The organism is Kitasatospora sp. NPDC036993, assembly GCF_055607525.1.
Genome location: NZ_JBVJRP010000035.1, coordinates 15925 through 40594 on the forward strand (window position 1 = coordinate 15925; position 24670 = coordinate 40594).

Below are 24670 nucleotides of genomic sequence, written 5' to 3' on the forward strand. Positions count from 1 at the left end.
ACGTTGGGTGTTCGGCCACCCGCGAGGCCCTCGCCCTGGGTGGGCGAGGGTCTTCGCGTGTTTCAGTGCTGCTCGTCGTACCCCTGGGGAGGGGCCATCCGGAGGGTCGCGACGGCGCCGAGGGCCACGGTGGCGATCGCGAGGGCGAGGAGGGCGAGGAGGACCGCGCCGATGAAGAGCTTCACCGGTGCCACTCCTCGTCGTCGTCCAGGTCGCGGAGCAGGTGGAGGAGGTTGAGCAGGGTGCTCACCGGCGCATTCCCGAAGTCGATCAGGATGCGGCCGTCGAGGGTCGTTTCGCCGGGCGAGGCGGATCCCCAGAGGAGCCCGTGCGGCAGGCCGCGCCGGTGCAACTCGCCCAGGAGGTCCATGAGGTGGGGCTTGGTGTAGTCGCGCATCCGGGGGTCCTCCGGAAGGATGGGGTCGCGGGTCACGCGAGGGAGTCCAGCTCGTACCAGATGGATTTGCCGCGCTTCTGCGGGTCGACGCCCCAGCGGTGGGTGAGCCCGGCGACGAGCTGGAGGCCCCGGCCGGACTCGGCGGAATCGGCGGGGGTTCGCTGCCGGGGAAGGGCGTCGCTCTCGTCGGAGACGGTGACCCGGAGGGTGCGGCCGAGGACGGAGAACCAGACGACGGGCGCGGGGGTGTCGCCGTGCCGCCAGGCGTTGACGACGAGCTCCATCAGGGCGAGTTCGGCGTTGAAGATGCTGTCGCCGTCCCAGCCGCCGCTGCGGGTCATGGCGTCCCGCAGGGCCTGGCGGGAGAGGGTGAGCGAGGGGGTGTTACGGGTGCACACGGGAACCTCCGTGAGGCTGTGGTGTGGGGAGGGGTGGTGACGGTCGTCGCCGTGAGCCAGACCGGGGCGGCGGTTGCTCTTCGGTACGCGGGCAGCAGGCGCCTACTGCCATGGATGCAGGCATTACTGACGATTCGTCGGATCGAGCTGAGCACGACGATAGCGCATCAGAGCTTAAGATTAAGCGCGATGTGCGAAGGGTTCCCCCGATGGAGTGGTCCCCCCAGATGGCCACCCCTGCTCGCGGCACGGCAGACTGGCGCCTGCACCAGCAGAGAGGACGCCATGGCCAACCGCCAGAACCCGACCCTTCGCCAGCGTCGACTCGGCGCCGAACTGCGGAGGATGCGAGAGCAGGCCGGCTTCACAAGCAGTCACCTCGCCCGCCTGCTCGGTGTGACTCCAGCTCTGGTGACGCAGATGGAGAACGGGAAGTCCGCCGTCAGCGTGGAGCGCCTGCATGAAATCGCGGAGGCTTGCATGTGCGCCAACGCACCCTTGGTCGACGCGCTCGCTGGGATGGCCAGAGAGCGAGATCGGGCCTGGTGGGATGAGTATCGCAACGCCCTCACAGCCGCCCCCATCGATGTGGCGGAAATGGAGGGACATGCGAAGAGGCTCAAGAGCTTCAACATCGGCTTCATCCCGGGGCTGCTTCAGACGGCCCCCTATGCCGCCGCCGTGTTCGCGAGAGGTTTCACTCCCCTCCCCGGCCGCGAGGTCGATCGCAGAGTGGGGTTCCGCCTCCGGAGGCAACAAAATATTCGGTCCGGTGAAACGTCGTACGTGGCACTGGTCCACGAGGCAGCGCTGCGAATTCAGTACGGCGGCCCCGCAGTACTCAGGGAACAGCTTGGCTCCCTCGTCGAAGACTCCGAACTACCGAAAGTCTCGCTGCGAGTCGTACCGTTCGATACGGCCGACTTCCCTGGCCCCAGCGAGAACCTGGTCTACGCGGAAGGGCCAGTGCCAGAGCTGGATACGGTCCAGGCCGACTCGTCCCACGGCTCCCACATCTTCGACTCGCCCGCCCAGCTGACGGGCTATCGCGCAATCTTTGAGCGCATCGAAGCCGTCGCGCTCCCGGAGAGCGAGTCGCGAGATTACATCCGCTCGATCATGAAGGAACTGAACGACAGGTATGAATAGCTCTGAGTGGCAAAAATCCAGCTTCAGCGAAGCAGCCAGCAACTGCGTCGAGGTGCGCGCACGTGGAGGGCTGATCGAACTCCGCGAGTCCGATGAGGGCGACGTCATCGTCCGCACCGCGCACCTCAAGTTCGCCACCTTCCTCCAGGGCGCCAAGGCCGGCGAGTTCGACCACCTCACCACCACCCCCTGAGCGAATCGTTCCGGCGGCCTCTTGCTCCCCGCAAGAGGCCGCCGGCAGGGAGAATGCGGCCAAGTCGGCAGAGCTGGATTCCACCTGCGGCCAGAGGATGCACTCTTGACCGTTGCCGCCGGACGCCGCTGATCGATTTCGCCACCAGCATCCACCTCGCAAGGGCCGTCATCCCTATGCGACGCCTGTGCGCGCCGCGAGCTCCCGCACGCCGGGCACCGTGACCGGCGCGTACAGCAGGTCCGCTGTGAGCGCCCGCAGAGCAGGCCGGCGCACCTCCTCCGGGGCAACCTGCTCGGTGAACCGCAGCAACGTGAACGTCTTGCGATGGGCGCCGAGGCGGTGCCACATGCGCGCACAGTCCGTGCCATACCGAGCCCGACGCTCAGCGGTCGGCAGCCGGCCTGGCCCGATCCGCGCCGCATACGGCACGCCCTCGTCGGGGGTGCCCAGTGCCGTGTGTACACCGATCCAGTACAGGTCCACCTGCGCACTGGTGGCGTCGACCGTGAACAGCGGGGAGCCAGGCAGGAACCTGGCGCTGGTCAGACGGTCGACGGCGTCCTCGGCACCTGCCATGAGGTCGAGGGCGGCACCTCGGCGCTGTCCGCATGCAGCCGTGTAGGCGGCCGTCATCAGCAGGGTCGCCGCCACGGCCCCGGACACGTCGCCTTGGCCCCGCGAGAGCGAGTCTGCGGTGCGACGCAGGAGATCGACAGCGGCGGCCGGGCGTCCGGAACGCCGCATCGTGATCGCCAGAACCCGAGCCGCCTCTCCGTGCACCACCGGGTCCCCGCTGGCCTGGGCCGCCGCCAAAGCCCGGTCCGCTGCCGGCCACGCGACATCGGAGTGAGCCTTCAGCGCGAGCTCCGTCGCCAGCACCCAGGCGCGGGCCACACAAGCATGGGCCTCCTCACGGGACCGGCCGGACAAGGCCTCACGGGTCGCGTGCGCCGAGCCCAGCAAACCGGGCAGGAAGTCGCCGAGGTTCTGGTAGCGCGCCGCCGTGAAATGTGCGCGCGCCGAGATCAGCGACGCCTTGAGCTGCTGCAACGACATGGGTGCGGACGGTTCGGATTCGTACAGGGCCCCAACGATCCGGGCCGACGCGTCCGGGCGCGCGGCAGCAGCCGAGGCGGATGGAAGCGCGGACACTCCAGCTGCCGCCATGCCGGCCACGAGCAGCTGCCTGCGGAGCATGGCGTCCTCCTGATCCGGGGTCACATCCCGCGCCAGCGTAGCCGGTCGGCCCAGCCCAATGGCGTCAAGAGGCAGGTCCAACGCCTGGGCAATCCGCAGAAGCGCCTGCTCGGCCGGCCGGAGCGCGCCCGCCTCGACCCGGCTGATCGCGGATGCGGAGTAGCCGCACGCCCGGCCCAGCTGGGTCTGTGTCATCCGCCGCGCACACCGAGCGGCCCTGATGACCGCCCCAAGCTGACGTTGCCGTGACATGGCATTGCCCTTCGACTGCGCGGAGTGTCCACCGTATCGACAGGCCAGCGCCGCCAGGCAGGGCGTGCACGAGGTGTGCGGGGCACGCACACGGCGTGCGGGAGCCCCCGCCGGCATCCGTGTCCGGACCCGCAGCCGGGTTTCCTGGGTGGTGCCCGGCCGGCGCACTTCTGCCACTCCATCCTGAGGGAGACGTCATGAGCAGCGCCCTGCTCGACAAGCCCGTCACCGAGACTGAGCCCACCACTGCCCCGACGCCCAGTACGCTGCTGGAGCGGGCCGACGAGCCGAGTGCCCGCGCCTGCCCGGTCTGCGGATCGAGCGCCACCTACCAGACCATGGACGGCCGATGGGGCTGCACCGCGTGCGGCTCCACCTGGGCCTGACCCCGGGGAGGATCCGATGGCGGACTGCACGCAGTGCTCTGCTCCCGCAGTGATCGAGGATCTCGACGTACACCCGCCACAGCCCTGGTGCCTCGGATGCGCGACCACCCTCGTACGAGCCGGCGATCCGGTCATCAACTACCGCTCGCTCAACGGTGAGTGCGACTACGAACGTGTCTTGGCCGGTGGCAGCACCCAGGTCCTGCGCTTCGGCTGACAGGCCCAGGCACAGGCACAGGCACACCGAAGTGGCTCGCTCCCTGTGCGCAGGGAGCGAGCCACTCTCGATGTCCGCCCCCCCGAATCACCAGCGCCTGAGCGCGTCGCCCCGTCGAGCACCGCTCGACGGGGCGACGCGAACCACCCGGCGGCTCAGACCTCCCGAACCCCCGCGCGCCAGACCGCGGCCGTCAGGGGGACACCCGGGCGGTAGGCCAGGTGGACGTGCGAGGGGGCGTCCAGCAGCAGCAGGTCCGCCCGGGCGCCGGGGGCGACCACGCCGACGTCGCTGCGCCGCAGCGCCTGGGCGCCGCCCGCCGTCGCGGCCCAGACCGCCTCGTCCGGGGTCATCCCCATCTCCCGCACCGCGACCGCGATGCAGAACGCCATCGAACTCGTGAAGCTGGAGCCCGGGTTGCAGTCCGTCGACAGCGCGACCACCGCTCCCGCGTCCAGCAGCCGGCGCCCGCTCGGGTACGCGGCCCTGGTGGAGAACTCCGCCCCCGGCAGCAGCGTCGCGACCGTCGCCGAACCCGCCAGCGCCGCCACGTCCTCGTCCGTCAGGTGGGTGCAGTGGTCCGCCGAGGCGGCCCCCAGCTCCACCGCCAGCTGCACGCCCGGCCCGTACGTGAGCTGGTTGGCGTGCACCCGGGGGGTGAGGCCGCGCGCGATGCCCGCCGTCAGCACCGCCCGGGCCTGGTCGCCGTCGAAGGCGCCCTTCTCGCAGAACACGTCCACCCAACGGGCGTGCGGGGCACAGGCGTCGAGCATCTCGCCGGTGACGAGATCCACATACCCCGCCGGGTCCTCGGCGTACTCGGGCGCCACCACGTGCGCGCCCAGGTACGTCGTCTCCGGGGTGTGCTCGGCGGCGATCCGCAGGGCGCGCGCCTCGTCCTCCACCGTCAGCCCGTAGCCGGACTTGCACTCGATGGTGGTGGTCCCCTGCCGCAGCGCCTCCCGGACGAACCGGGCCAGGTTGGCGTCCAGTTCGGCGTCGCTCGCCGCCCGGGTGGCCGCCACCGTGGTCCTGATGCCGCCCGCCGTGTACGACTGCCCGGACATCCGGGCGTTGAACTCGGCGGTGCGGTCGCCCGCGAACACCAGGTGGGCGTGCGAGTCGACGAAGCCGGGCAGCAGGGCCCGGCCCCCGGCGTCGAAGCGCTCGTCCGCCGCCGGGGCCTGCGCGGCCGGGCCGACCCAGGCGACGGTGCCGCCGTCGACCACCACGGCCGCGTCGGTCAGCAGGCCGAGCGGCCCGTTGCCCTGTCCGAAGTCGTTGGTGACCAGGCTGCCGATGCCCGTGATCAAGGTGGTCCTGGAGCTCAAGACAAGGCCTTCCGAAGGGGTTTCAGGGAACAGGTCAGCAGTCCAGCGCGCCGATCGCGGAGCGCAGCGCACCCGGCACGTCGGCCACCAGCAGGTGCACGCCGTCGCGGACCACGTGCCGGCCGCCGACCACCAGGTGGCGCACGTCCGCCGCCGAGGCCGCGAAGACCGCGATCTCGGCACCCAGCCGGGGCGGCGGGCCCGCCGTGCGGACGGAGTCCAGCGCGATCACCGTGAAGTCGGCGAGCGCCCCGGCCTCGATCCGGCCGGCCTCCGGCCAGCCCAGCGAGGCGTGACCGTCCTCGGAGCCGGCCCGCAGCAGCGCGTTCGCCGTCCAGTGGCCACGGGTCCTGGTGCGCAGCCGCTCGTCCAGCTCCAGCGCGCGGGCCTCCTCGAACGGGTCGATCACCGCGTGGCTGTCGCTGCCCAGGGTGACCGGGGAACCCGCCGAGGCGAGCCGGCGGGCCGGGCCGATGCCGTCCGCGAGGTCCCGCTCGGTGGTGGGGCACATGCAGACCGTGGTGGAGGAGTCGGTGAGGAGCGTGACGTCCTCGTCGGTCAGGTGGGTGGCGTGCACGGCCGAGGTGCGCGGGCCGAGCACGCCGTGGTCGGCGAGCAGCCGGGTCGGGGTGACGCCGTGCGCGGCGAGGCAGGCGTCGTTCTCGGCGGCCTGCTCGGACAGGTGGACGTGCAGCGGCGCCCTGCGCGCCGCCGCCCACTGCGCGACGGTGGACAGCTGCTCGGCCGGGACGGCCCGGACCGAGTGGACGGCCGCGCCGATCCGGGCGTGTTCGCGCGGCTTGAGCGCGTCCGCCCGCACCGCCCAGGCCTCGGCGTCACCGTCGCTGAACCGCTGCTGCGGCCTGGTCGGCTCGGCGCCGAACCCGGAGGACAGGTAGCAGGTGTCCAGCAGGGTGATCCGGATGCCGGCCCGGGCGGCGGCCTCGATCAGCGCCTCGCCCATCGCGTTCGGGTCGGTGTAGCGAGCGCCGCCGGGCGCGTGGTGCAGGTAGTGGAACTCGCCGACGGCGGTGATGCCGGCCAGCGCCATCTCGGCGTAGACGGCGGTGGCGAGCTCCAGGTAGCTGTCCGGGTCCAGCGCGCCGGCGAACCGGTACATGGTGTCCCGCCAGGTCCAGAAGGTGCCGGAGCCGACCTGGACGTACCCGCGCAGCGCCCGGTGGAAGGCGTGCGAGTGGGCGTTCGCCTGGCCGGGCAGCAGCAGCCCGTCGAGCCGGACGGCGCCGGGCGGGCAGGGGCCGCTGTCCGGGGTGACGGCGGCGATCGTGCCGCCGGGGCCGGTGGTGATCAGCACCTCGCGCTCGACCGCCGGGCCGTTCACGCCCGGCAGCCAGGCGTGCTGCGCCCAGTACGTCGTCGGGGTCAGTGGCACGCCAGGTCCTCCAGTACGTCGGCGAGGGCGGCGACCCCGGCCAGGCAGTCGTCCTGCTCGGCGTGCTCGGCCGGGGAGTGCGAGACGCCGGTGGGGTTGCGCACGAACAGCATGGCGGTCGGGATCGCGGAGGCCAGGATCCCGGCGTCGTGTCCCGCGCCGGTGGGCAGCACCGGGGCGTCCAGCAGCTTGGCCAGCCGGTCGCGCAGCGGCCCGTCGAAGTCCACCACCGGGGTGTAGGACTCGCGGGTCAGCTCGACCCGGACGCCGTCGCGGTCGCCGCGTTCGGCGGCGGCCTGCTCGATCTCGGCGACCAGCACCGTGAGGGTGCGCTCGTCGGCCGCCCTGGAGTCCAGCCAGCCGCGCACCAGCGAGGCGATCGCGTTGGTGCCGTTGGGCTCGACCGCGACCTTGCCGAAGGTGGCCAGCGCGCCCGCCTGCCTCGCCTTCTTGCGGGCGGCGAGGACGGTGTTGGCGTACGTCAGCATCGGGTCGCGGCGGTCCTCGATCCGGGTGGTGCCGGCGTGGTTGGCCTCTCCGTGGAAGTCGAACCGCCAGCGGCCGTGCGGCCAGATCGCGCCGGCCACGCCGACCGGCTGCCCCTCGGCGAGGCAGCGGCCCTGTTCGACGTGGAGCTCGACGAAGGCGCCGATCCGGGCCAGCCGGTCCTCGTCCGCGCCGATCGCGGTGGGGTCGTAGCCGGCCTTCTCCATCGCGTCGGGCAGCCGGACGCCGTCGGCGTCGCGCAGCCCGTACGCCTGCTCCGGGGAGAGCACCCCGGCGGTCAGCCGGGAGCCGATGCAGGCCACGCCGAACCGGGCGCCCTCCTCGTCGCCGAAGTTGACGATCGCCAGGGGCTTGCCGAACTCGGCGCCGCGGGCGCGCAGTTCGTCCAGCGCGGCGAAGGCGGAGACCACGCCGAGCGGGCCGTCGAAGGCGCCGCCGTCCGGGACGGAGTCCAGGTGCGAGCCGGTGACCACCGCCCCCGGCGCGTTCCGGTCGCCCAGCCAGGCCCACTGGTTGCCGTTGCGGTCCAGCTCGTACGTCAGGCCGCGGTCGCGGGCCTGCTGCTCGAACCAGGCGCGGCACTCGGCGTCGGCGGAGTTCCAGGCGAAGCGGCGGTAGCCGCCGGAGGAGGCGGCGCGGCCCACCGGGAGCAGCTCCGCCCACATCTCCTCGAAGGACGCCGTCACAGCTCACCCATCGGGACGCGGACGCCGCGCTCGTCCGCGACCTCGACGGCCCGGTCGTACCCGGCGTCCACGTGCCGGATGACGCCCATGCCGGGGTCGTTGGTGAGCACCCGGCGGATCTTCTCCCCGGCCAGCTCGGTGCCGTCGGCGACGGTGACCTGGCCGGCGTGGATCGAGCGGCCGATGCCGACGCCGCCGCCGTGGTGGATGGAGACCCAGGAGGCGCCGGAGGCGACGTTGACCATGGCGTTGAGCAGCGGCCAGTCGGCGATCGCGTCCGAGCCGTCCAGCATCGCCTCGGTCTCCCGGTACGGGGAGGCGACCGAGCCGCAGTCCAGGTGGTCGCGGCCGATCACGATCGGGGCGGACAGCTCGCCGGAGGCGACCATGTCGTTGAAGCGCTCGCCGGCCTTGTCGCGCTCGCCGTAGCCGAGCCAGCAGATCCGCGCCGGCAGGCCCTGGAAGTGCACCTTCTCCTGGGCCAGCTTGATCCAGCGGGCCAGCGACTCGTTCTCGGGGAAGAGGTCGAGGACGGCCTTGTCGGTCTTGTGGATGTCCCGCGGGTCGCCGGACAGCGCCGCCCAGCGGAACGGGCCCTTGCCCTCGCAGAACAGCGGGCGGATGTACGCCGGGACGAAGCCGGGGAAGGCGAAGGCGCGGTCGTAGCCGGCCAGCTGGGCCTCGCCGCGGATCGAGTTGCCGTAGTCGAAGACCTCGGCGCCGCGGTCCATGAAGCCGACCATCGCCTCGACGTGCGCGGCCATCGACTCGCGGGCCCGCCGGGTGAACTCGGCGGGCTCGGCGGCCGCGTAGTCCGCCATGTCCTCGAAGGCCACGCCGACCGGGAGGTAGCTGAGCGGGTCGTGGGCGCTGGTCTGGTCGGTGACGATGTCGATCGGCGCGTCCATCGCGAGCAGCTGCGGGACCAGCTCGGCGGCGTTGCCCAGCACGCCGATGGAGAGCGGCTGCCGCTTGTCGCGGGCCGCGGTGGCGAGCTCCATGGCGTGGCCGAGGTCCTTGGCCTCGACGTCCAGGTAGCGGTGCTCGATCCGGCGGGAGATCCGGGACGGGTCGCAGTCGATGCAGATCGCCACGCCGCCGTTCATGGTGACGGCCAGCGGCTGGGCGCCGCCCATCCCGCCGAGGCCGGCGGTGAGGGTGATGGTGCCCTCCAGCGTGCCGCCGTACCGCTTGCCGGCGACGGCGGCGAAGGTCTCGTAGGTGCCCTGGAGGATGCCCTGGGTGCCGATGTAGATCCACGAGCCGGCGGTCATCTGCCCGTACATGGTGAGCCCGAGGTTCTCCAGCCGGCGGAACTCCTCCCAGTTGGCCCAGTCGCCGACCAGGTTGGAGTTGGCGATCAGCACCCGCGGCGCCCACTCGTGGGTCTGCATCACGCCGACCGGGCGGCCGGACTGGACCAGCATGGTCTCGTCCTGCTTCAGCCCCTGGAGGGTCCTCACCATGGCGTCGAAGGAGCGCCAGTCCCGCGCGGCCTTGCCCGTGCCGCCGTACACCACCAGCTTCGACGGGTGCTCGGCCACCTCCGGATCGAGGTTGTTCATCAGCATCCGCAGCGCGGCCTCCTGCTGCCACCCCTGCGTCGTGAGCCCCGTCCCCCGCGCCGCGCGCACCTCACGCGGCCCGCTCGCCTGCTGCTGCACCATGTCCCGGCCTCCCTGCGGATGAATTCATTCAAGCTTTGTTCGACTGAATATAACTAAACAGAGAGGTTTCGACCAGACCCCGGACCAATCCGATCAGCCACCGCACCGGCCGACTCGGCGCGCTAGCCTGAACCCGGCGAACACCAGCCACTCGGCCCAGCACCAGGGAGCGGAGGACACGATGACGGCCATCACCGTGCGGCCCGGCAGACTCCGGGATGTGGCGGAGGAGATCGAGCGGAGCACGGGACTTCGCGCCCAGATCATCGGAGGAACCCTGGTGATGTCCCCGACACCCCGCGGCAAGCACGCGGGGACCGTGCGACGGCTGCGCATCCAGCTGGACCCCCGCCTGCCGGCCGACCTGGGCACCTACGAAGTGTCGTCCATCTACATGCCGGGCAACGACGAGGACTACGCCACACCCGACCTGATCGTCCTCCCCGTCGACTGGGAGAACGACGACCGATGGCTCGCCGATCCCCACGAGGCAGCCCTCGTCGTCGAGGTGATCTCCAATTCGGAGGGAGTGAAGGCCGTCGCCACCAAGACGGACTGGTACGCGAGCGCCGGCGCCGTGGCCCTGCTCGCGCTCGACCCGCGCAACGGCACCTGGACGTTCTACACCCACCCTCGCAAGGGGGCGTACCAGGGCATCCTGCACGGCAAGTACGGCGAGCCCGTCCCGCTGCCCGCGCCGCTGCCCGCCGAGCTGGACACCTCCGGCCTTCCGCTGTACGCGCCCCGCAACTGAATCAGGCCGCCTCGCCGCCGTCCCAGTCGATGCCGATCTCGGCGAGCCAGCGGCGGTCCTCGGCGTCGGGGGCGGGCGGGGACGGCGGGCGGGGGATGTTCTGGACGGGGCCGAGGCCGTACTTCTCGGCGGCCGCGGCGGCCCGGGCGTCGGGCTCGATGACGCCGACGTGGACGGCGGACTCGTCCCCCGGGTCGAGGACGGTCAGTTCGGGTTCGGGCAGCCGCCGCAGGGTGACGCGGCGTCCGCAGGCGGGGCAGGACCATTCGTCGGCACCCGAGGACAGCCGGGCGACGAACTTCATCTCGTGGATCACGCGCATGGGCGGCACCCCCTGCCGTAGGGGATGCCCGGGTCTGTGGCGAGTACTCCCCCGCCCCGGGCCGGCTCTATTCCAGGAAGAGCCCGCGCGCCGCCGCCGAGTGCTCGATCGCCTCCAACCTGGCTTCCGCACCCGGGAGTTCGTCGCACATGGACTGGAGCAGCACCCGGCCGAGCATCATCGGCGCGCACGCGGTGTCGAAGACCAGCCCGGTGCCGACGGCGGCCGGCAGCATCAGGTCGGACAGCTTGGCGACCGGCGCGAAGGCGCTGTCGGCCACGGTGAGCACCGTCAGCCCGCACTCCCTGGCCACCGTCAGCGCGTCCATCAGCTCCCGCGGGTAGCGCGGCAGCGCGAAGCAGAGCAGCGCGCTGGCCCCGGCCGCCCTGGCCTGCTCCAGCCGGTCGGCGAGCATGCTGCCGCCCTCGTCCAGCAGCCGGATGTCCGGGTGCACCTTGGCGGCGAAGTAGGCGAAGCCGCGCGCCTGCGCCGAGGCGGCCCGCAGGCCGAGCACCGGCAGCGGGCTGGAGGCGGCGAGCAGCCGGGCGGCCCGGGTGATCGGCTCCGGGTCGGCGAGGAGTTCGGCGAGGTGGCGCAGGTGCGCGATCTCGGCGAGCACGGCCTGCTGGTGCTCGTTGCGCACCGCGTCGTCCGGGGTCTCCGGCGCGGCCTGCTCGCCCCCGCCGAGTTCACGCAGCTGCTTGCGCAGCGCCGGGTAGCCGTCGTATCCGAGCGCGACGGCGAAGCGGGTGACGGACGGCTGGCTGACGCCCGCGAGTTCGGCGACCTCCACGCTGGACAGGAACGGCGCCTCGGTGGCGTGCCGCACCAGCGAGTGGGCGATCCGGCGCTGGGTCGGCGTCAGCCGGTGGCCCTCGAACAGCTGGAGCAGCCGGGCGGAGGGGCCGACGCTGCCGGTCTCATCAGTGGCGGTCATCAGCGGTACCTCCGGGTGCGAGCGGTTCGGACGACGACTGTGCAGCAGCGCGCCGCGGCTGGCAAAGACGTCTCGTACGGCGGGACGCCCCGTAGGACGTCCCGAGGATCGGACGGTTCGGACTGTTCGGGCGGTTCGGGAGGCCGCTCCCGGTCGGGGAAACCCTGATTTGTCCCTGAGCCGGCCCGGATTCCTCCGCGAACGGATGGACCGGACACCCCGTCGGGCCCCACTCTGGGTCCATGGACACTCGTCAGGACGAACTGCGGCGCGACCTCGACGCCACCCTCCAGGCCCGCAAGGAGCTCGGCAAGGAGTACGAGGACGAACTCGTCGACTCCTTCATGAAGCGGCTGGACGCCCGGCTGAACGCCCGGGTCGAACGTTCGGTGGCCGAGCGGATGGACGACTACGAGTCGCCGTCCCGGCAGCGGGGCCACTCCCGCCGCCCCGGCTTCGGCAAGCGCTCCAACACCGGACTCGCGGTGACCTCGCTGGCCCTCGGCATCCCGCTGACGGCGATCGCGGGCAGCCCCGAGAACGGCGGCTTCGCCGGTCTGGTGGTCTGCTGGGCGGGCATCGTCGGGGTCAACCTCGCCGCCGCCCTGGGCGAGCTGCGCAACCGGCGGACCCGCGCCGAGCGCTCGCCGCGGAGCGACTGGGACTGAACCCCCGTCACCCCGCGGCGGCGCCATCTCAGGCCAGCGGTCCGGTGACCCGCTCGACCGCCCGCACCAGGTCGCCGGAGGCGACCAGCGCGGCGGCCGCCTCCAGGTCCGGCGACAGGAAGCGGTCACGGCCGGCGCCGCCGACCCCCGCCTCCCGGGCGACGGCCATCGCGGCCGCGGTGGCCGGGGCGGGCCCGCCCGCCCCGTCGGCCTGCTGACGGATCTCCAGCGCGCGGGCACTGGCGGTGAGTTCGACGGCCAGGATGCGGCCGAGGTTGGCCACCGCCTGGCGCAGCTTGCGCGCGGCCGACCAGCCCATCGACACGTGGTCCTCCTGCATCGCGGAGGACGGGATCGAGTCGACCGAGGCCGGGACGGCGAGCCGCTTGTTCTCGCTGACCAGTGCCGCCTGGGTGTACTGGGCGATCATCAGGCCGGAGTCCACGCCCGGGTCGTCGGCCAGGAAGGCCGGCAGGCCGTGCGAGCGGGCCTTGTCGAGCAGCCGGTCGGTGCGGCGCTCGGAGATGGAGCCGAGGTCGGCGGCGGCGATGGCGAGGAAGTCCAGCACGTACGCGACCGGGGCGCCGTGGAAGTTTCCGTTGGACTCCACCCGGCCGTCCGGCAGCACCACCGGGTTGTCCACCGAGGCGGCCAGCTCGCGCGAGGCGACCAGCCGGGCGTGCGCCAGGGTGTCCCGGCCGGCGCCGGCCACCTGCGGGGCGCAGCGGATCGAGTACGCGTCCTGGACCCGCGGCGCGTCGTCCTGGTGGTGGCCGGTGAGGCCGGAGTCCTTGAGGACGGCCAGCATGTTGGCGGCGCTCAGCGCCTGGCCCGGGTGCGGGCGGATCGGGGCGTGGAGCTCGGGGGCGAGCACCTTGTCGGTGCCGAGCAGGGCCTCCAGGCTCATCGCGGCGGTGATGTCGGCGGTGGTGAACAGCCGCTGGAGGTCGGCGATGGCCATCACCAGCATGCCGAGCATGCCGTCGGTGCCGTTGATGAGGGCGAGGCCCTCCTTCTCCAGCAGCTCGACCGGCTCGATCCCGGCCTCGGCGAGCAGCTCGGCGACGGGCCTCTCCTCGCCGTCCGGGCCGGTGGCGGTGCCCTCGCCCATCAGGACCAGCGCGCAGTGCGACAGCGGCGCGAGGTCGCCGGAGCAGCCGAGCGAGCCGAACTCCCGCACCACCGGGGTGATGCCCGCGTTGAGCAGGGCGGCCATGGTCTGCGCGACCAGCGGCCGGACGCCGGTGCGGCCGGAGGCCAGCGTCTTCATCCGCAGGAACATCAGCGCGCGGACCACCTCGCGCTCGACCGCGGGCCCCATGCCGGCGGCGTGCGAGCGCACCAGCGACCGCTGCAGCTGGGCGCGCAGCTCGGGGCTGATGTGGCGGACGGCGAGCGCGCCGAAGCCGGTCGACACGCCGTAGACGGGGCGGGGCTCGGCCGCGAGGGCGTCGATCCGCGCCCGGGAGGCCGCCATCTCGGCCTGGGCGTCGGGGCCGATCTCGACCCGGGCGTTGCCCCGGGCGACGGCCAGGACGTCGTCGGCGCTGACGTCGGCCTTGCCGACCAGGACCAGCGGAGCGTCGGGGGCCACAGCACTGTGCATATCCATATACACCATCACATCAGGTGAATGAAGATATGACAACAGGTGTCCGCCCTCCGGATTCTCCGCCCTCCGGGCCGGCAGCGCACACCGCGGCCCCCGGGCCCCGCCCCCTCGCTCACTTCACGAGCTCGGCCTCGATCAGGTCGGCCGCCCTGACGGTGCCGCCCTCGGCCCGGCCGGCCGCGGACAGCTCCCGCAGCCGCCCGGCCACCGCCGGATCGCCGACCAGCTCCAGCAGCGCGGCACGCAGCGCCTCCGCGGTGGCCTGCTCGGTGTCCAGGCGGCGGGCGACACCGAGGCCCACCAGGGCGTCCGCGTTGGCGAACTGGTCGGCGGCCTGCGGCACCCCGATCATCGGCACGGCGTGGAACAGCCCCTCACTGGAGCCGCCCATGCCCGCGTGGGTGACGAAGGCGTCCGCCTGGGCGAGCACCGACAGCTGCGGCACCCACCGGTGCACCTCGACGCTCTCCGGCAGTTCACCGAGTTCGGCCGGGTCGGTGTGCTTGCCGATCTGCAGCACGGTGTGCCAGCCCGGCAGCTCGCCGAAGGCCCGGACGCAGGCCCGGTAGAAGGCGGGCTGGTGGGTGAAGGCCGACCCCAGCGAGACCAGCAGCACCCGCTCGGCCCCGGCGGGGCGCTCCCACTCCCCCTGGTGGGCCCGGTCGCCGAAGCAGGGCCCGACGAAGCTGATCCGCCGCTCGTCGACCCGGTCGGCGTTGGGCTGGAGCGCGCGCGGGATGAGCGCGATCGCCCGCTCGGGGCGGCCCTTGAAGGCGTCCACGTCGCGCTGCACCGCGCCGGCCTCGGCCAGCCAGTCGGCGAACCGGCGGTAGTGCCCGGCCCCGCCGGGCGCCTTGCGGATCGCCTCGAAGACCTCCGGCATGTCCTGCTCGAAGCCCTCCCAGCCGACGTAGGTGGGCGACAGCTGCACCACCGGCACCCCCAGCCGCTCGCCGAGCGCCCGGCCCGCGAAGCCCGCGATGTCATGGAGCACCAGGTCGGGCCGGTCGTCGGCGAAGGCCTCCAGCAGGACGGGCCACATGGAGAGCGCGTCGTCCAGGAAGACCTCCTGGATCGCCACCGGGTCCTCCATCCAGCCGTCCGGATCGTCGGCGAGCGGCAGCTTCGTCGGGTACGGGACGAAGGAGGCGCCGGTGGACTCGACCGGCTCCCGGAAGGAGGGGTCGTTGACGTAGCTGACCCGGTGGCCCCGGGCGACCAGCTCGGCGATCACGGCGAGGCTGGGGTTGACGTGGCCGTGGGCCGGGATGGAGACCATCAGGATGTGTGCGGGGCGGTTCACGGGCACCTCCGGAATAGCGAGTGAGACGAGACGGACCGTCTCGCGATGTCTTGGGAGACAATACGTCTCGTCTCGCCATTTCGCCTAGACTTTTTCCCATGGCCTCCAGAACCGCTCCCGACCCCGCCCGCCGCAGCGAGCGCGCCCGCACCGCCGTCCTCGCCGCCGCCGCCGAACTCGTCGCCGACGTCGGCTACGGCAAGCTGACCATCGAGGCGATCGCCGCCCGGGCCGGCGTCGGCAAGCAGACCATCTACCGGTGGTGGCCCTCGAAGGGCGCCGTCGTCTTCGACGCCTTCCTCGCCGGCAGCGAGTACGAGGGCAGCCTCGCGCTCCCCGACACCGGCGACCTCGCCGCCGACCTGCGGACGGTGCTGCGCCCCACCAGCGACGAACTCGCCGACCCGGCCACCGACCGCACCTACCGCATGATGATCGCCGAGATCATCACCGACCCCGCGCTGCACGCCGACTACCGCGCCCGGCTGCTGGACCCGCTGCTGGAGGTCACCCGCGACCGGCTGCGCAGCGCCCGCGAGGCCGGGCAGATCGCCCCCGACGCCGACCTCGACCTGGCCCTCGAACTCGTCTACGGCCCGCTCTACTACCGCTGGCAGTACCGGCTCGGCCCGCTCACCCACGCGCACGCCGACCGCCTGGTCGACGCCGTCCTGCGGGCCCTCAACCCGCCTGCGGCCGACGGCGGTTCCGGCGCCTGAAGCAGAGCACGGCCGGTACCGCGACCAGCACGCCGAGCAGCGGGAGCACGGCGGACCACGCGACCCACCCGGGACACCCCGGTCACCGGATCCGCGCACGGCGCGGGCGGCCGGGCCGCCGGACGGGCCGCCGGACGGAACGGCCGCCTCAGACCACCGGCGGCGAGGCCGGCCCCGCCAGGGCGACCGAGACCAGGGCGCGCATGGCGCAGGCGGCCTGGCCCAGCGGCAGGGTGGCGTCGTCGGCGAAGAGTTCCACCAGCCAGCCGCCGGCCGGGTTCTGGCCGCCGGCGGCGACCATGCCCCGGTAGCCGGAGACGACGAGCATCGCCTCCTCCGCCGGGTCGTTGCCGGCCGCGCCCGCCCGCAGGGTGAAGGCGCCGCCGCGGACGGCGCGGCGGGTCGTCGGGTAGTGGCGCAGGTCGAAGACCGCGTCGGGGGCCTCGATCTGGGCGCGCTGGGTCTCGGCCCGGCTGCTGGTGGGGCCGCTGGTCATCCGGTAGACGGCGTGCTGGGCGGTGCGCATCAGCTGGGAGCCGGGCGGGACGTACGAGACCCACCAGCCGACGGCGTCCAGCAGCCGGGCGGAGGCCTCGGCGACCACGACCAGCTTGCCGAGGGTGTCCGCCGGGTGGACGGCCCTGGCGGCGGCGGCCCGGTCGAGGGAGGCGAGCACCGCGGTGAGCAGCTGCCCCGGGTCGGCGCTGTGGGCGGCGCCGCGGAACCGCCGCCGGTCGGCCGCGCCGGCCCGGCCGGTCGGCCCGCGCCGCCCGTCCGCCCGGTGGTGCGGGTCGGCGGCGTCGGCGAGCAGCACGGTGGGGTCGGGCGAGAAGCCGGGGCCGTGGCTGCGTCCGGCGACCACTGGGTGGGCGGCCCTGGCCGCCTTGGCCCGGTACTGGGCGGCGTCGGCGAGCCGGAACAGCCGGTCGGGGGTGGTGACCGGCCCGATCGAGTCCCCGGTGGAGGCGACCCCGCAGGCCACGCCCTCGCCCTCGGACAGCGCGAGCGCCCTGGCGCACAGCTCCTCGGCGACGGAGACCACCTCGTCGGCCTTCTGCCCCTCCACCAGCAGGCAGAACTCGTCGCCGCCGAGCCGGGCGGCGAGGCTGCCGGGGAGCTTGGCGGCGGCCAGCGAGAGCTGGTGGGCGAACCGCTCCAGCAGCCGGTCGCCCATCTCGTGGCCGAGCTGGTCGTTGACCCGCTTCAGCCCGTTGACGTCGCAGACCACCAGCGAGACCACGGTGCCGTCGCGGTTGTGCGCCGCCAGCGCGCTCTCCAGCCGGGCGTCGACCGCGCGCCGGTTGGCGAGGCCGGTGAGCGGATCGGAGAAGGCGAGCCTGCGCAGGTCGGCGAGGCGCTCGGTCTGCGCCAGCCCGGCCGAGACCTGGGCGGCGAGCAGCGTCGCGTAGTCGGCGTCGGCCTCGGTGAACTCGGGCATCCCGGCCGACCTGGCCAGGTACAGCTCGCCCCAGGCCTGGCCGTGCAGCACGACCGGCGCGACCACGCAGCAGGCCCGCCCGCGCCGGCGCAGGGCCGCGGCGCGTTCCTGGCAGTACGCGCCGGCGGTCGGGTGCGCGTGCCCGGCGTGCGGCTCGCTGTTCTCGGCGCTCTGCAGCCAGGCGCGCGGCAGCCGCCCGGTGGTCCAGCGCTCCTCCAGGTACGTGACGATCTCGGGGAAGTCGGCGACCGGGTACGACTCGTCCTCGGGCAGTTCCTCCTCGCCGGGGGCGAGGTCGCCGTGGTTGACCAGGACCCGCAGCCGGCCGGACTCGCGGTCCCAGACCGAGACGGCGGCCATGGTGGCGCCGAGCGCCTCGGTGGCCCGGGTGGCGGCGGCCCGGACGGCCTCCAGCGGGGTGAGCGCGGCGGCCATGTCCTGGGCCAGCTCGACCACGGACTGGAGCCTCAGGTCGGGCAGCGGGTCGGGCTGCCGCGGGCTGCCGCAGACGCAGCCGCGGTCCGTCATGATCGCCTCACTGCTCACCGGCTCGCCTCGCTCCCTGTGCCCGGTCCTGCCAGACCTCCGTCGACCGGCCGCACCCGACCGGCCGCTTGCACCAAGACTATGGCGGTTTCATTCGGTTATGCCCCGTTTGCCCGGGCGGACCCGCCACCAGAACGTACGGGTTTCAACCGTTCGGAACCCGGAAGGCCCTGCCGGCCACGGGAAACGCCGTACCGCCCGCGAAGGAGGACGACCCGGGGAAACGCCGCACCGGAAAGCCCGTCGGCGCGCGGCTCTCCACACGCGCCTGCCCCGCGCGCCGGGCGCTATTCGGCCTTCGGCCGCCGGGTGAGCAGCCACGGCTCGACCAGCCCGAGCCCGCGCACCGGCCGCCGCCACATCGGCTGGAGGTGGAACCTGGCCCCGGCGTCCGGGCCCGGTATCGGCAGCCCGGAGGCGGGCATCCCGGCCGCGGCCGACAGCGCCTCGGCCAGCCCCGGCCCCTCGGAGTCGGCCGGGGCGACGCTGCCGTTCTGCTCCAGCGCGGCGGCGAACTCGCCGTCGATCAGCACCGCGTCCTTGGGCGCGATCGAGGTGAGCCGGCTGGCCAGGTTGACGGTGGTGCCGAAGACGTCGCCCATCCGCGAGGTGACCGTGCCGAAGGCCATGCCGACCCGCAGCGGCGGGATGGTGTCGTCCCCGGCCAGCGCCTCGATCAGGCTCAGCGCGATCTCGGCGGCGGTCGCCGGGTCCTCGGAGACGTAGAGGATCTCGTCGCCGAGCGTCTTGATCACCCGGCCGCCCTGGCCGGCGATCAGGTCCGAGCAGGTGTTCTCGAAGGTCTCGACCAGCTCGCCGAGCTCCTCCTCCTCCAGCCGCCGGGACAGCCGGGTGAAGCCGACCAGGTCGGCGAAGCCGACGGCGAGCCGCCCGCTGGTGATCTCGTTGTCCTCGGCGGCCTGCACCACCCGGCCGGTGACGGCCGCCAGCTGGCGGCGCCAGACGTACACCAGGAACTGCTCCAGCTCCGGCAGCAGCAGCTCGACCAGCGGGTACGCGACGTCGGCGCGGGTCAGCCCCGGCTCGGCGGACTGGGTGAGGTTCTCCAGGAAGGTGTCCATCTGCCAGCCGGCCAGCCGGGCCGTGGTCTGGCCGGTGGAACGGGCCACCTGGATCGCCATCGACTCGCTGAGCAGCCCGGACTCGACCAGCCCGGCCAGCCGCCGCAGCGCGATCACGTCACCGTCGGTGAGCGCCCTGGACTGGCCGATGTCGGGGAAGCCCATGGCCCGCCAGAACCGGGTGGCCAGCTCCATCGGGACGTCGGCGGCACGCGCGGCCTGGTACGGGGTGTAGCGGCGTGGCGCGTCCAGGATCAGGCGTTCCAGTTCGAGCGCGACCGTGGGGTCGTCGTCGCTCGCCGTCGCGCCGCTGCTGCCGTCCTCTGCCACCGGTCCGTCCCCGTGCGATCCGCCGCACTCGTCTCGTGTCCTACCTGTCCGGGCACGCCGTCCGCCACCCGGGCGGGCAGTGGCGCGCCTCACACCGCTGCCAGGTGGAATGTTCGCACGGAATCGCCGGATCCGGGGCATCAGCCCGGGTCAAGGGGAGGCAAGGAGAGGCGCGGACGGCCGTTTCAGCGGGGCTCGGGGCGCACGTGGACGACGTCCCCCGCGCCGACCGCCCGGCGTGCGCCGTCGGGCGTGCGGACCACCAGCCGTCCGTCGCCGTCCACCGCGACCGCCTCGCCGACCAGCTCCCGGTCGCCCGGCAGGTGCACCTTCACCTGGCGGCCGAGCGTGGTGCAGCGGTCCGCGTAGGCGCGCAGCAGATCGCTGGCGTGCGGGTCGCCGGCGGCGGCCGTCCACTCCCGGTACAGGCCGGCGAACTCCCGCAGCAGGGCGCGCAGCAGGGTGCCCCGGTCGGTGGTCGAGGCGCCGGCCAGCGCGAGCGAGGCGGCGGTGGGGACGGGCAGCTCCCGCGCGCGCAGCGAGACGTTGAGGCCCATGCCGACCACCACGGCACCGCCGGCCAGCTCGGTGAGGATGCCGCCGAGCTTGCGCTCCGCGCCGTCGATCTCGGTCTGGAGGTCGTTGGGCCACTTCAGCCCGACCTCGACCCCGGCGACCCGGTCGAGCGTGCTCGCCGCGGCCACCCCGACCAGGATCGGCAGCCAGCCGTACCGCTCGACCGGCACCTCCTCGGGGCGCAGCAGCACGGACAGGAACAGCCCGGAGCGGGCCGGGGCGGTCCACCGCCGGTCCAGCCGGCCGCGCGCGGCGCTCTGCGCCTCCGCCACCAGCACCGCGCCCTGGGCGGCGCCGGCCCTGGCGCGGGCGGCGAGGTCGCTGTTGGTGGAGCCGGTCTCGGCCACGACGTCCAGGGAGGTCCACAGGCCGCCGGGGACGAGCAGGTCGTGACGCAGCGCCTCCTCGTCCAGCGGCGGACGGTCCAGGTCGGTCCAGGGCGAAGGTCCGGCGTGGCCGAAACCGCGCAGTCCGCTGCGGCGAGGGGTGTCGGGTGCGGTCATGGGGAAACCCTAGGGCCTGGAGGACGGCCCGGGGCGGCAGGACGCAGGCCGACCCATCGTCCCGCAGAACGCCCGCCGGCAAAACTGTGTCGATGACCATAACGCCAGGACATGACGCATCGCCCTCCGCGCTGGCTACGCTACCCAGCGGTAGTTCGTAGCGCCGCCCTGCCCTCAGGCGCGGGCCCGCCACCCGGCCCGCGCGCACTCGAACAGGTCGCGGCCATGGAGCAGGGAGAGCCACCGGATGACCGAGGCGCCGTACGACCCCCACACCACCGCGGGCAAGCTCGCCGACCTGCGGCGCAGGCTCGACGAGGCGGTGCACTCCGGCTCCGCGAAGGCCGTGGAGAAGCAGCACGCCAAGGGCAAGCTGACCGCCCGCGAGCGGGTCGTGGAACTGCTGGACGAGAACTCCTTCGTGGAGTTCGACGAGTTCGCCCGGCACCGCTCGACCAACTTCGGCCAGGAGCGGAACCGGCCCTACGGCGACGGCGTGGTGACCGGCTACGGCACCGTGGACGGCCGCCAGGTCGCCGTGTTCGCCCAGGACTTCACCGTCTTCGGCGGCTCACTCGGCGAGGTCTTCGGCGAGAAGATCGTCAAGGTGATGGACTTCGCGCTGAAGACCGGCTGCCCGGTCATCGGCATCAACGACTCCGGCGGCGCCCGGATCCAGGAGGGCGTGGTCTCGCTCGGCCTGTACGGCGAGATCTTCCGCCGCAACGTGCACGCCTCGGGCGTCATCCCGCAGATCTCGCTGATCATGGGCCCCTGCGCCGGCGGCGCGGTGTACTCCCCCGCGATCACCGACTTCGTGGTGATGGCCGACCGGACCTCGCACATGTTCATCACGGGCCCGGACGTGATCAAGACCGTCACCGGCGAGGACGTCGGGATGGAGGAGCTGGGCGGCGCGCGCACCCACAACGCCAAGTCGGGCAACGCGCACTACCTGGCCGCGGACGAGAAGGAGGCGATCGAGTACGTCAAGAGCCTGCTCTCGTACCTGCCCTCCAACAACCTGAGCGACCCGCCGTCCTACCCCGACCAGGCCGATCTCACGGTCACGCCGGAGGACCTCGAACTCGACACCATCGTGCCGGACTCGGCGAACCAGCCGTACGACATGCGCAAGGTGGTCGGGCACATCGTCGACGACGGCGAGTTCCTGGAGACCCAGCCGCTGTACGCGGGCAACATCATCACCGGCTTCGGCCGGGTCGAGGGCCAGTCCGTCGGCATCGTCGGCAGCCAGCCGATGGACCTGGCCGGCTGCCTGGACATCGCCGCCAGCGAGAAGGCCGCCCGCTTCATCCGCACCTGCGACTCCTTCAACGTCCCGGTACTGACCTTCGTCGACGTGCCCGGCTTCCTGCCCGGCACCGAGCAGGAGTGGGACGGCATCATCCGGCGCGGCGCCAAGCTGATCTACGCCTACGCCGAGGCCACCGTCCCGCTGATCACCGTGATCACCCGCAAGGCCTTCGGCGGCGCGTACGACGTCATGGGCTCCAAGCACCTGGGCGCCGACCTCAACCTGGCCTGGCCGACCGCGCAGATCGCCGTGATGGGCGCGCAGGGCGCGGTCAACATCCTGCACCGCCGCGAGATCGCCGAGGCCGAGGCGGCCGGCACCGCCGAGGAGAAGCGGGCCGAGCTGATCGCCTCCTACGAGGACACCCTGCTGAACCCGTACCTGGCGGCCGAACGCGGCTACGTGGACGCGGTGATCGCTCCGAGCGAGACCCGCCGGCACATCGTCCGCGGCCTGCGGGCGCTGCGCGGCAAGCGCGAGGTGCTGCCGCCGAAGAAGCACGGCAACATCCCCCTGTAGGCCCCGTCCCTGTCGGGAGAGAAACCAGCCATGTCCCCGATCCACGTGCTGCACGGGCAGCCGACCCCCGAGGAGCTGGCCACCGTCCTGGCGGTGGTCCAGGCCCGGGCCGCCGCCGCGCAGGCCGCCGCCGAGACGGCGCGCCCGGCCGGTGCCGGCCCGGCCTCCCCCTGGAACGACCGCGTCCGGCTGCTCCGCCCCGCCGTCCGCCCGGGCGTCAACGCCTGGCGGACCTCGGGCTGGGCGCGCTGACGCCCCCGTGCGGGGTGGGGGGGCGGGTCCGTCGGCCCGCCCCCCCGCACGGCCCGCTCCGCCCGCTTTGCCCGGAACATGAGTACGGATACTCAGGCGCCGGGACCCCCGCGGGAGCACTCTGGACGGGTGCTCTGGTCAGATCCCCGCGACGAGCCCTCGCCCGAGGCCCGTCGGATGCAGGAGCGGATGCAACGGGCCGGAAGGGTCCTCGCCGCCCTGGTGCTGGTGGGCGCCGTACTGATGATGATCTCCCGATCGTTCACCTGAACGGCGGACACCGGCACCCCCTACCCTGGTGGGCATGACCGACCAGCGCCCCCTCGTCCTCGCCTCCGCCTCCCCCGCCCGCCTCGGGCTGCTCCGCCAGGCGGGGTTCGACCCGCGCGTGGTGGTCAGCGGCGTCGACGAGGACGCGATCACCGCCGCCACGCCCGCCGAGCTCGCGCTCGTCCTGGCCGAGGCCAAGGCGAAGGCCGTCGCCGCCGGACTCACCGGCGGCGAGCTGGTGATCGGCTGCGACTCCGTCCTGGAGCTGGACGGGCAGGCCCTCGGCAAGCCCGCCGACGCCACCGAGGCACTGGCCCGCTGGCAGTCGATGCGCGGGCGCGCCGGCGTGCTGCGCACCGGCCACTGCGTGATCGACACCGCGAGCGGCCGGCAGTCCTCGGCCACCGCCTCCACCACCGTCCGCTTCGGCACCCCGGACGACGCGGAGATCGCCGCCTACGTGGCCTCCGGTGAACCGCTGTACGTGGCCGGGGCGTTCACCCTGGACGGCCGCTCGGCGCCGTTCATCGACGGCATCGACGGCGACCCGGGCAACGTGATCGGCCTGTCCCTGCCGCTGCTGCGCCGGCTGCTCGCCGACCTGGATCTGCGCATCACGGATCTGTGGACCGACTGACCTGCCGCACGCCTGCCCCGCACCCCTAAGCTGACGGGCGTTCGGACGGGGAGGGCAGATGACCGACAGCGTGCTCAACGTGGTGCTCGGCCTGGTGGCCAGCGCCATCAGCGCCGGCCTCGGCTGGCTGGCCCAGGTGCTGCGGCGGCGGCGCAGGGTCGAGCGGGTGCGGGAGTTCTTCGGGCTGCCGGGCGGCAGCGAGTGCCTGGTCGTGGTGCCGCGCAGCATCGGGACGGGCTCGCACGCGCACACCGTGACCCGGCGTGACGCCTACGCGCTGATGTGGCTGGCCGGCCTGGTCGAGGAGTGCGGGGCGCGGCCCGAACTGGTCGCCCACGACGCCGCGCACCGCGGCCTGGGCGCCAAGACCGAGCTGTGCCTGGGCGGTCCGGTCAGCAACGAGCGGACGGCCGCGCACCTGGCCTGGGGCCTGCCGGGCGCGCTCGTCACCTCGGGCCCGGGGCCGGGCAGCAACGTGATCGTGGTGGGCGGGCGCGACTTCACCGCCGACCGCGACCAGGCGCACACCCTGCTGGCCCGGATCGCCACCCCGGACGGCGGCCGCCCGGTGTTCCTGGTCTCCGGCCAGACCGGCATCGCCAACCAGGCGGGAGTGCGCTACCTGGTCGCGCACCACCGCGAACTCGCCCGGACGTACGGGCGCGACGGCACCTTCGCGCTCGTCCTGCGGGTGGTCAACCCGGAGGCGTACGGGCCCGACATGGTCGAGCCGGTGGCGGACGTGACGGCCGAGGCGCTGCAACGGCCCGGCGCCCGCTCCGGCGCCGCTTGAGCGGCCCGGACGAGAGTGTGGCCCCGGCCACTCGGCGAACCCGTCCACCGGGCCGCACCAGGCATCACCGAGCGTGTGGGATAGTTCACAACCCGGGGCTACTCGCCGGTACTGCCCTCGAATCCATAAACTCGACGAGGTTCAAGAAGGGAGCCACAGTGCGCAAGGTGCTCATCGCCAACCGCGGGGAAATCGCTGTCCGCGTCGCTCGGGCCTGCTCGGACGCCGGTATCGCCAGCGTCGCCGTCTACGCCGAGCCGGACCGGGATGCGCTGCACGTCCGCGCGGCCGACGAGGCTTACGCGCTGGGCGGTG

General features: G+C 73.2%; 27 protein-coding genes and 1 pseudogene. 13 read left to right on the forward strand and 15 right to left on the reverse strand.

The features are described from left to right. Nucleotides 1-62: 62 nt before the first annotated feature. Genes ACZ7C5_RS37415 through ACZ7C5_RS37425 form a run of 3 tightly spaced genes read right to left on the reverse strand, consistent with a single transcriptional unit; the run spans nucleotide 63 to nucleotide 795 of the window. Entirely contained in the window at nucleotides 63-185 is a 123-nt protein-coding gene (locus ACZ7C5_RS37415) for a hypothetical protein (RefSeq protein WP_470324411.1), read from the reverse strand. After that, complete coding sequence (locus ACZ7C5_RS37420; protein ID WP_401091430.1) at nucleotides 182-433, reverse strand: hypothetical protein; 252 nt, start codon at nucleotides 431-433, stop codon at nucleotides 182-184. Before ACZ7C5_RS37420 ends, ACZ7C5_RS37415 begins: the two co-directional genes overlap by 4 nt. Continuing rightward, nucleotides 430-795, reverse strand: coding sequence for an ATP-binding protein (locus tag ACZ7C5_RS37425; protein WP_401091428.1), 366 nt, complete (start codon nucleotides 793-795; stop codon nucleotides 430-432). The genes ACZ7C5_RS37420 and ACZ7C5_RS37425 overlap by 4 nt, the downstream gene beginning before the upstream one ends. Before the next feature lie 285 nt (nucleotides 796-1080). Here ACZ7C5_RS37425 and ACZ7C5_RS37430 point away from each other — a divergent pair, with 285 nt between their 5' ends. Both ACZ7C5_RS37430 and ACZ7C5_RS37435 read left to right on the forward strand, forming a co-directional pair. After that, nucleotides 1081-1944, forward strand: coding sequence for a helix-turn-helix domain-containing protein (locus tag ACZ7C5_RS37430; protein ID WP_470324412.1), 864 nt, complete (start codon nucleotides 1081-1083; stop codon nucleotides 1942-1944). Beyond that, the gene (locus ACZ7C5_RS37435) at nucleotides 1937-2137 is read left to right on the forward strand and encodes a DUF397 domain-containing protein (protein WP_470324413.1); all 201 of its coding nucleotides are present in this window, start codon (nucleotides 1937-1939) and stop codon (nucleotides 2135-2137) included. The genes ACZ7C5_RS37430 and ACZ7C5_RS37435 overlap by 8 nt, the downstream gene beginning before the upstream one ends. Before the next feature lie 174 nt (nucleotides 2138-2311). Here the strand turns inward: ACZ7C5_RS37435 and ACZ7C5_RS37440 are convergent, their stop codons facing one another. After that, nucleotides 2312-3532, reverse strand: a complete 1221-nt coding sequence (locus tag ACZ7C5_RS37440; RefSeq protein ID WP_470324414.1) for a helix-turn-helix domain-containing protein — start codon at nucleotides 3530-3532, stop codon at nucleotides 2312-2314. Nucleotides 3533-3786: 254 nt separating this feature from the next. Here ACZ7C5_RS37440 and ACZ7C5_RS37445 point away from each other — a divergent pair, with 254 nt between their 5' ends. Then, nucleotides 3787-3975 carry a transposase gene (locus ACZ7C5_RS37445; protein WP_188295866.1) on the forward strand — a complete coding sequence of 63 codons (189 nt, stop codon included), beginning with the start codon at nucleotides 3787-3789 and terminating at the stop codon, nucleotides 3973-3975. A 49-nt stretch (nucleotides 3976-4024) separates the two neighbouring features. Continuing rightward, entirely contained in the window at nucleotides 4025-4192 is a 168-nt protein-coding gene (locus ACZ7C5_RS37450; protein WP_363588048.1) for a hypothetical protein, read from the forward strand. 155 nt (nucleotides 4193-4347) lie between these two features. Here ACZ7C5_RS37450 and hutI read toward each other — a convergent pair whose 3' ends face one another. The 4 genes from hutI to hutU are packed head-to-tail and all read right to left on the reverse strand — an operon-like array spanning nucleotide 4348 to nucleotide 9776. After that, nucleotides 4348-5523 (reverse strand): imidazolonepropionase, encoded by a 1176-nt coding sequence (gene hutI / locus ACZ7C5_RS37455; protein ID WP_470324415.1) that lies wholly within the window; start codon nucleotides 5521-5523, stop codon nucleotides 4348-4350. A gap of 34 nt (nucleotides 5524-5557) precedes the next feature. Beyond that, a complete protein-coding gene (locus tag ACZ7C5_RS37460; protein WP_470324420.1) occupies nucleotides 5558-6910 on the reverse strand; it encodes a formimidoylglutamate deiminase in 1353 nt (450 codons plus the stop codon). Beyond that, nucleotides 6907-8088, reverse strand: coding sequence for an allantoate amidohydrolase (locus ACZ7C5_RS37465; protein WP_470324421.1), 1182 nt, complete (start codon nucleotides 8086-8088; stop codon nucleotides 6907-6909). The genes ACZ7C5_RS37460 and ACZ7C5_RS37465 overlap by 4 nt, the downstream gene beginning before the upstream one ends. 17 nt (nucleotides 8089-8105) lie before the next feature. Further along, nucleotides 8106-9776, reverse strand: coding sequence for a urocanate hydratase (gene hutU, locus ACZ7C5_RS37470; RefSeq protein WP_401091420.1), 1671 nt, complete (start codon nucleotides 9774-9776; stop codon nucleotides 8106-8108). A gap of 181 nt (nucleotides 9777-9957) precedes the next feature. Here hutU and ACZ7C5_RS37475 point away from each other — a divergent pair, with 181 nt between their 5' ends. Further along, nucleotides 9958-10530, forward strand: a complete 573-nt coding sequence (locus ACZ7C5_RS37475) for a Uma2 family endonuclease (RefSeq protein ID WP_401091418.1) — start codon at nucleotides 9958-9960, stop codon at nucleotides 10528-10530. A 1-nt stretch (nucleotide 10531) separates the two neighbouring features. Here ACZ7C5_RS37475 and ACZ7C5_RS37480 read toward each other — a convergent pair whose 3' ends face one another. Next, nucleotides 10532-10852 carry a hypothetical protein gene (locus ACZ7C5_RS37480; protein ID WP_401091416.1) on the reverse strand — a complete coding sequence of 107 codons (321 nt, stop codon included), beginning with the start codon at nucleotides 10850-10852 and terminating at the stop codon, nucleotides 10532-10534. Nucleotides 10853-10919: 67 nt separating this feature from the next. Next, nucleotides 10920-11789 (reverse strand): MurR/RpiR family transcriptional regulator, encoded by an 870-nt coding sequence (locus tag ACZ7C5_RS37485; protein ID WP_401091414.1) that lies wholly within the window; start codon nucleotides 11787-11789, stop codon nucleotides 10920-10922. Between the two features lie 242 nt (nucleotides 11790-12031). Between ACZ7C5_RS37485 and ACZ7C5_RS37490 the strand changes: the two genes are divergently transcribed. Continuing rightward, entirely contained in the window at nucleotides 12032-12457 is a 426-nt protein-coding gene (locus ACZ7C5_RS37490; protein ID WP_401091412.1) for a hypothetical protein, read from the forward strand. Between the two features lie 28 nt (nucleotides 12458-12485). On the opposite strand, the gene hutH is transcribed toward ACZ7C5_RS37490, so the two are convergent. Both hutH and ACZ7C5_RS37500 read right to left on the reverse strand, forming a co-directional pair. Next, nucleotides 12486-14069: a histidine ammonia-lyase gene (gene hutH / locus ACZ7C5_RS37495; RefSeq protein WP_470324416.1), complete on the reverse strand. Its 1584-nt coding sequence runs from the start codon at nucleotides 14067-14069 to the stop codon at nucleotides 12486-12488. Nucleotides 14070-14181: 112 nt separating this feature from the next. Beyond that, nucleotides 14182-15372 carry a macrolide family glycosyltransferase gene (locus ACZ7C5_RS37500; RefSeq protein ID WP_401091408.1) on the reverse strand — a complete coding sequence of 397 codons (1191 nt, stop codon included), beginning with the start codon at nucleotides 15370-15372 and terminating at the stop codon, nucleotides 14182-14184. 98 nt (nucleotides 15373-15470) lie between these two features. On the opposite strand from ACZ7C5_RS37500, the gene ACZ7C5_RS37505 reads away from it, so the two are divergent. Beyond that, nucleotides 15471-16091, forward strand: coding sequence for a TetR/AcrR family transcriptional regulator (locus tag ACZ7C5_RS37505; protein ID WP_401091406.1), 621 nt, complete (start codon nucleotides 15471-15473; stop codon nucleotides 16089-16091). Between the two features lie 715 nt (nucleotides 16092-16806). Here the strand turns inward: ACZ7C5_RS37505 and ACZ7C5_RS37510 are convergent. The 3 genes and pseudogenes from ACZ7C5_RS37510 to ACZ7C5_RS37520 form a co-directional block, all read right to left on the reverse strand. Continuing rightward, nucleotides 16807-17964: pseudogene (locus ACZ7C5_RS37510) on the reverse strand (GGDEF domain-containing protein); the annotation flags it as partial. A 398-nt stretch (nucleotides 17965-18362) separates the two neighbouring features. Next, nucleotides 18363-19487 (reverse strand): adenylate/guanylate cyclase domain-containing protein, encoded by a 1125-nt coding sequence (locus ACZ7C5_RS37515; protein WP_317620270.1) that lies wholly within the window; start codon nucleotides 19485-19487, stop codon nucleotides 18363-18365. 185 nt (nucleotides 19488-19672) lie between these two features. Then, nucleotides 19673-20566, reverse strand: coding sequence for a biotin--[acetyl-CoA-carboxylase] ligase (locus tag ACZ7C5_RS37520; protein ID WP_470324417.1), 894 nt, complete (start codon nucleotides 20564-20566; stop codon nucleotides 19673-19675). Between the two features lie 247 nt (nucleotides 20567-20813). On the opposite strand from ACZ7C5_RS37520, the gene ACZ7C5_RS37525 reads away from it, so the two are divergent. From ACZ7C5_RS37525 to ACZ7C5_RS37550, 6 genes are all read left to right on the forward strand, one after another. Further along, nucleotides 20814-22403, forward strand: a complete 1590-nt coding sequence (locus tag ACZ7C5_RS37525; protein ID WP_401091401.1) for an acyl-CoA carboxylase subunit beta — start codon at nucleotides 20814-20816, stop codon at nucleotides 22401-22403. A 30-nt stretch (nucleotides 22404-22433) separates the two neighbouring features. Then, complete coding sequence (locus ACZ7C5_RS37530) at nucleotides 22434-22655, forward strand: acyl-CoA carboxylase subunit epsilon (protein ID WP_401091399.1); 222 nt, start codon at nucleotides 22434-22436, stop codon at nucleotides 22653-22655. A gap of 129 nt (nucleotides 22656-22784) precedes the next feature. Further along, nucleotides 22785-22925: a morphogenic membrane protein MmpB gene (gene mmpB / locus ACZ7C5_RS37535; RefSeq protein ID WP_316523819.1), complete on the forward strand. Its 141-nt coding sequence runs from the start codon at nucleotides 22785-22787 to the stop codon at nucleotides 22923-22925. Nucleotides 22926-22959: 34 nt separating this feature from the next. After that, nucleotides 22960-23562, forward strand: a complete 603-nt coding sequence (locus ACZ7C5_RS37540) for a nucleoside triphosphate pyrophosphatase (RefSeq protein ID WP_470324418.1) — start codon at nucleotides 22960-22962, stop codon at nucleotides 23560-23562. A gap of 58 nt (nucleotides 23563-23620) precedes the next feature. Continuing rightward, nucleotides 23621-24355, forward strand: a complete 735-nt coding sequence (locus ACZ7C5_RS37545) for a hypothetical protein (RefSeq protein WP_401091395.1) — start codon at nucleotides 23621-23623, stop codon at nucleotides 24353-24355. Nucleotides 24356-24513: 158 nt separating this feature from the next. Further along, a partial coding sequence (locus ACZ7C5_RS37550) for a biotin carboxylase N-terminal domain-containing protein (protein WP_470324422.1) occupies nucleotides 24514-24670 on the forward strand: 157 nt, incomplete at its 3' end.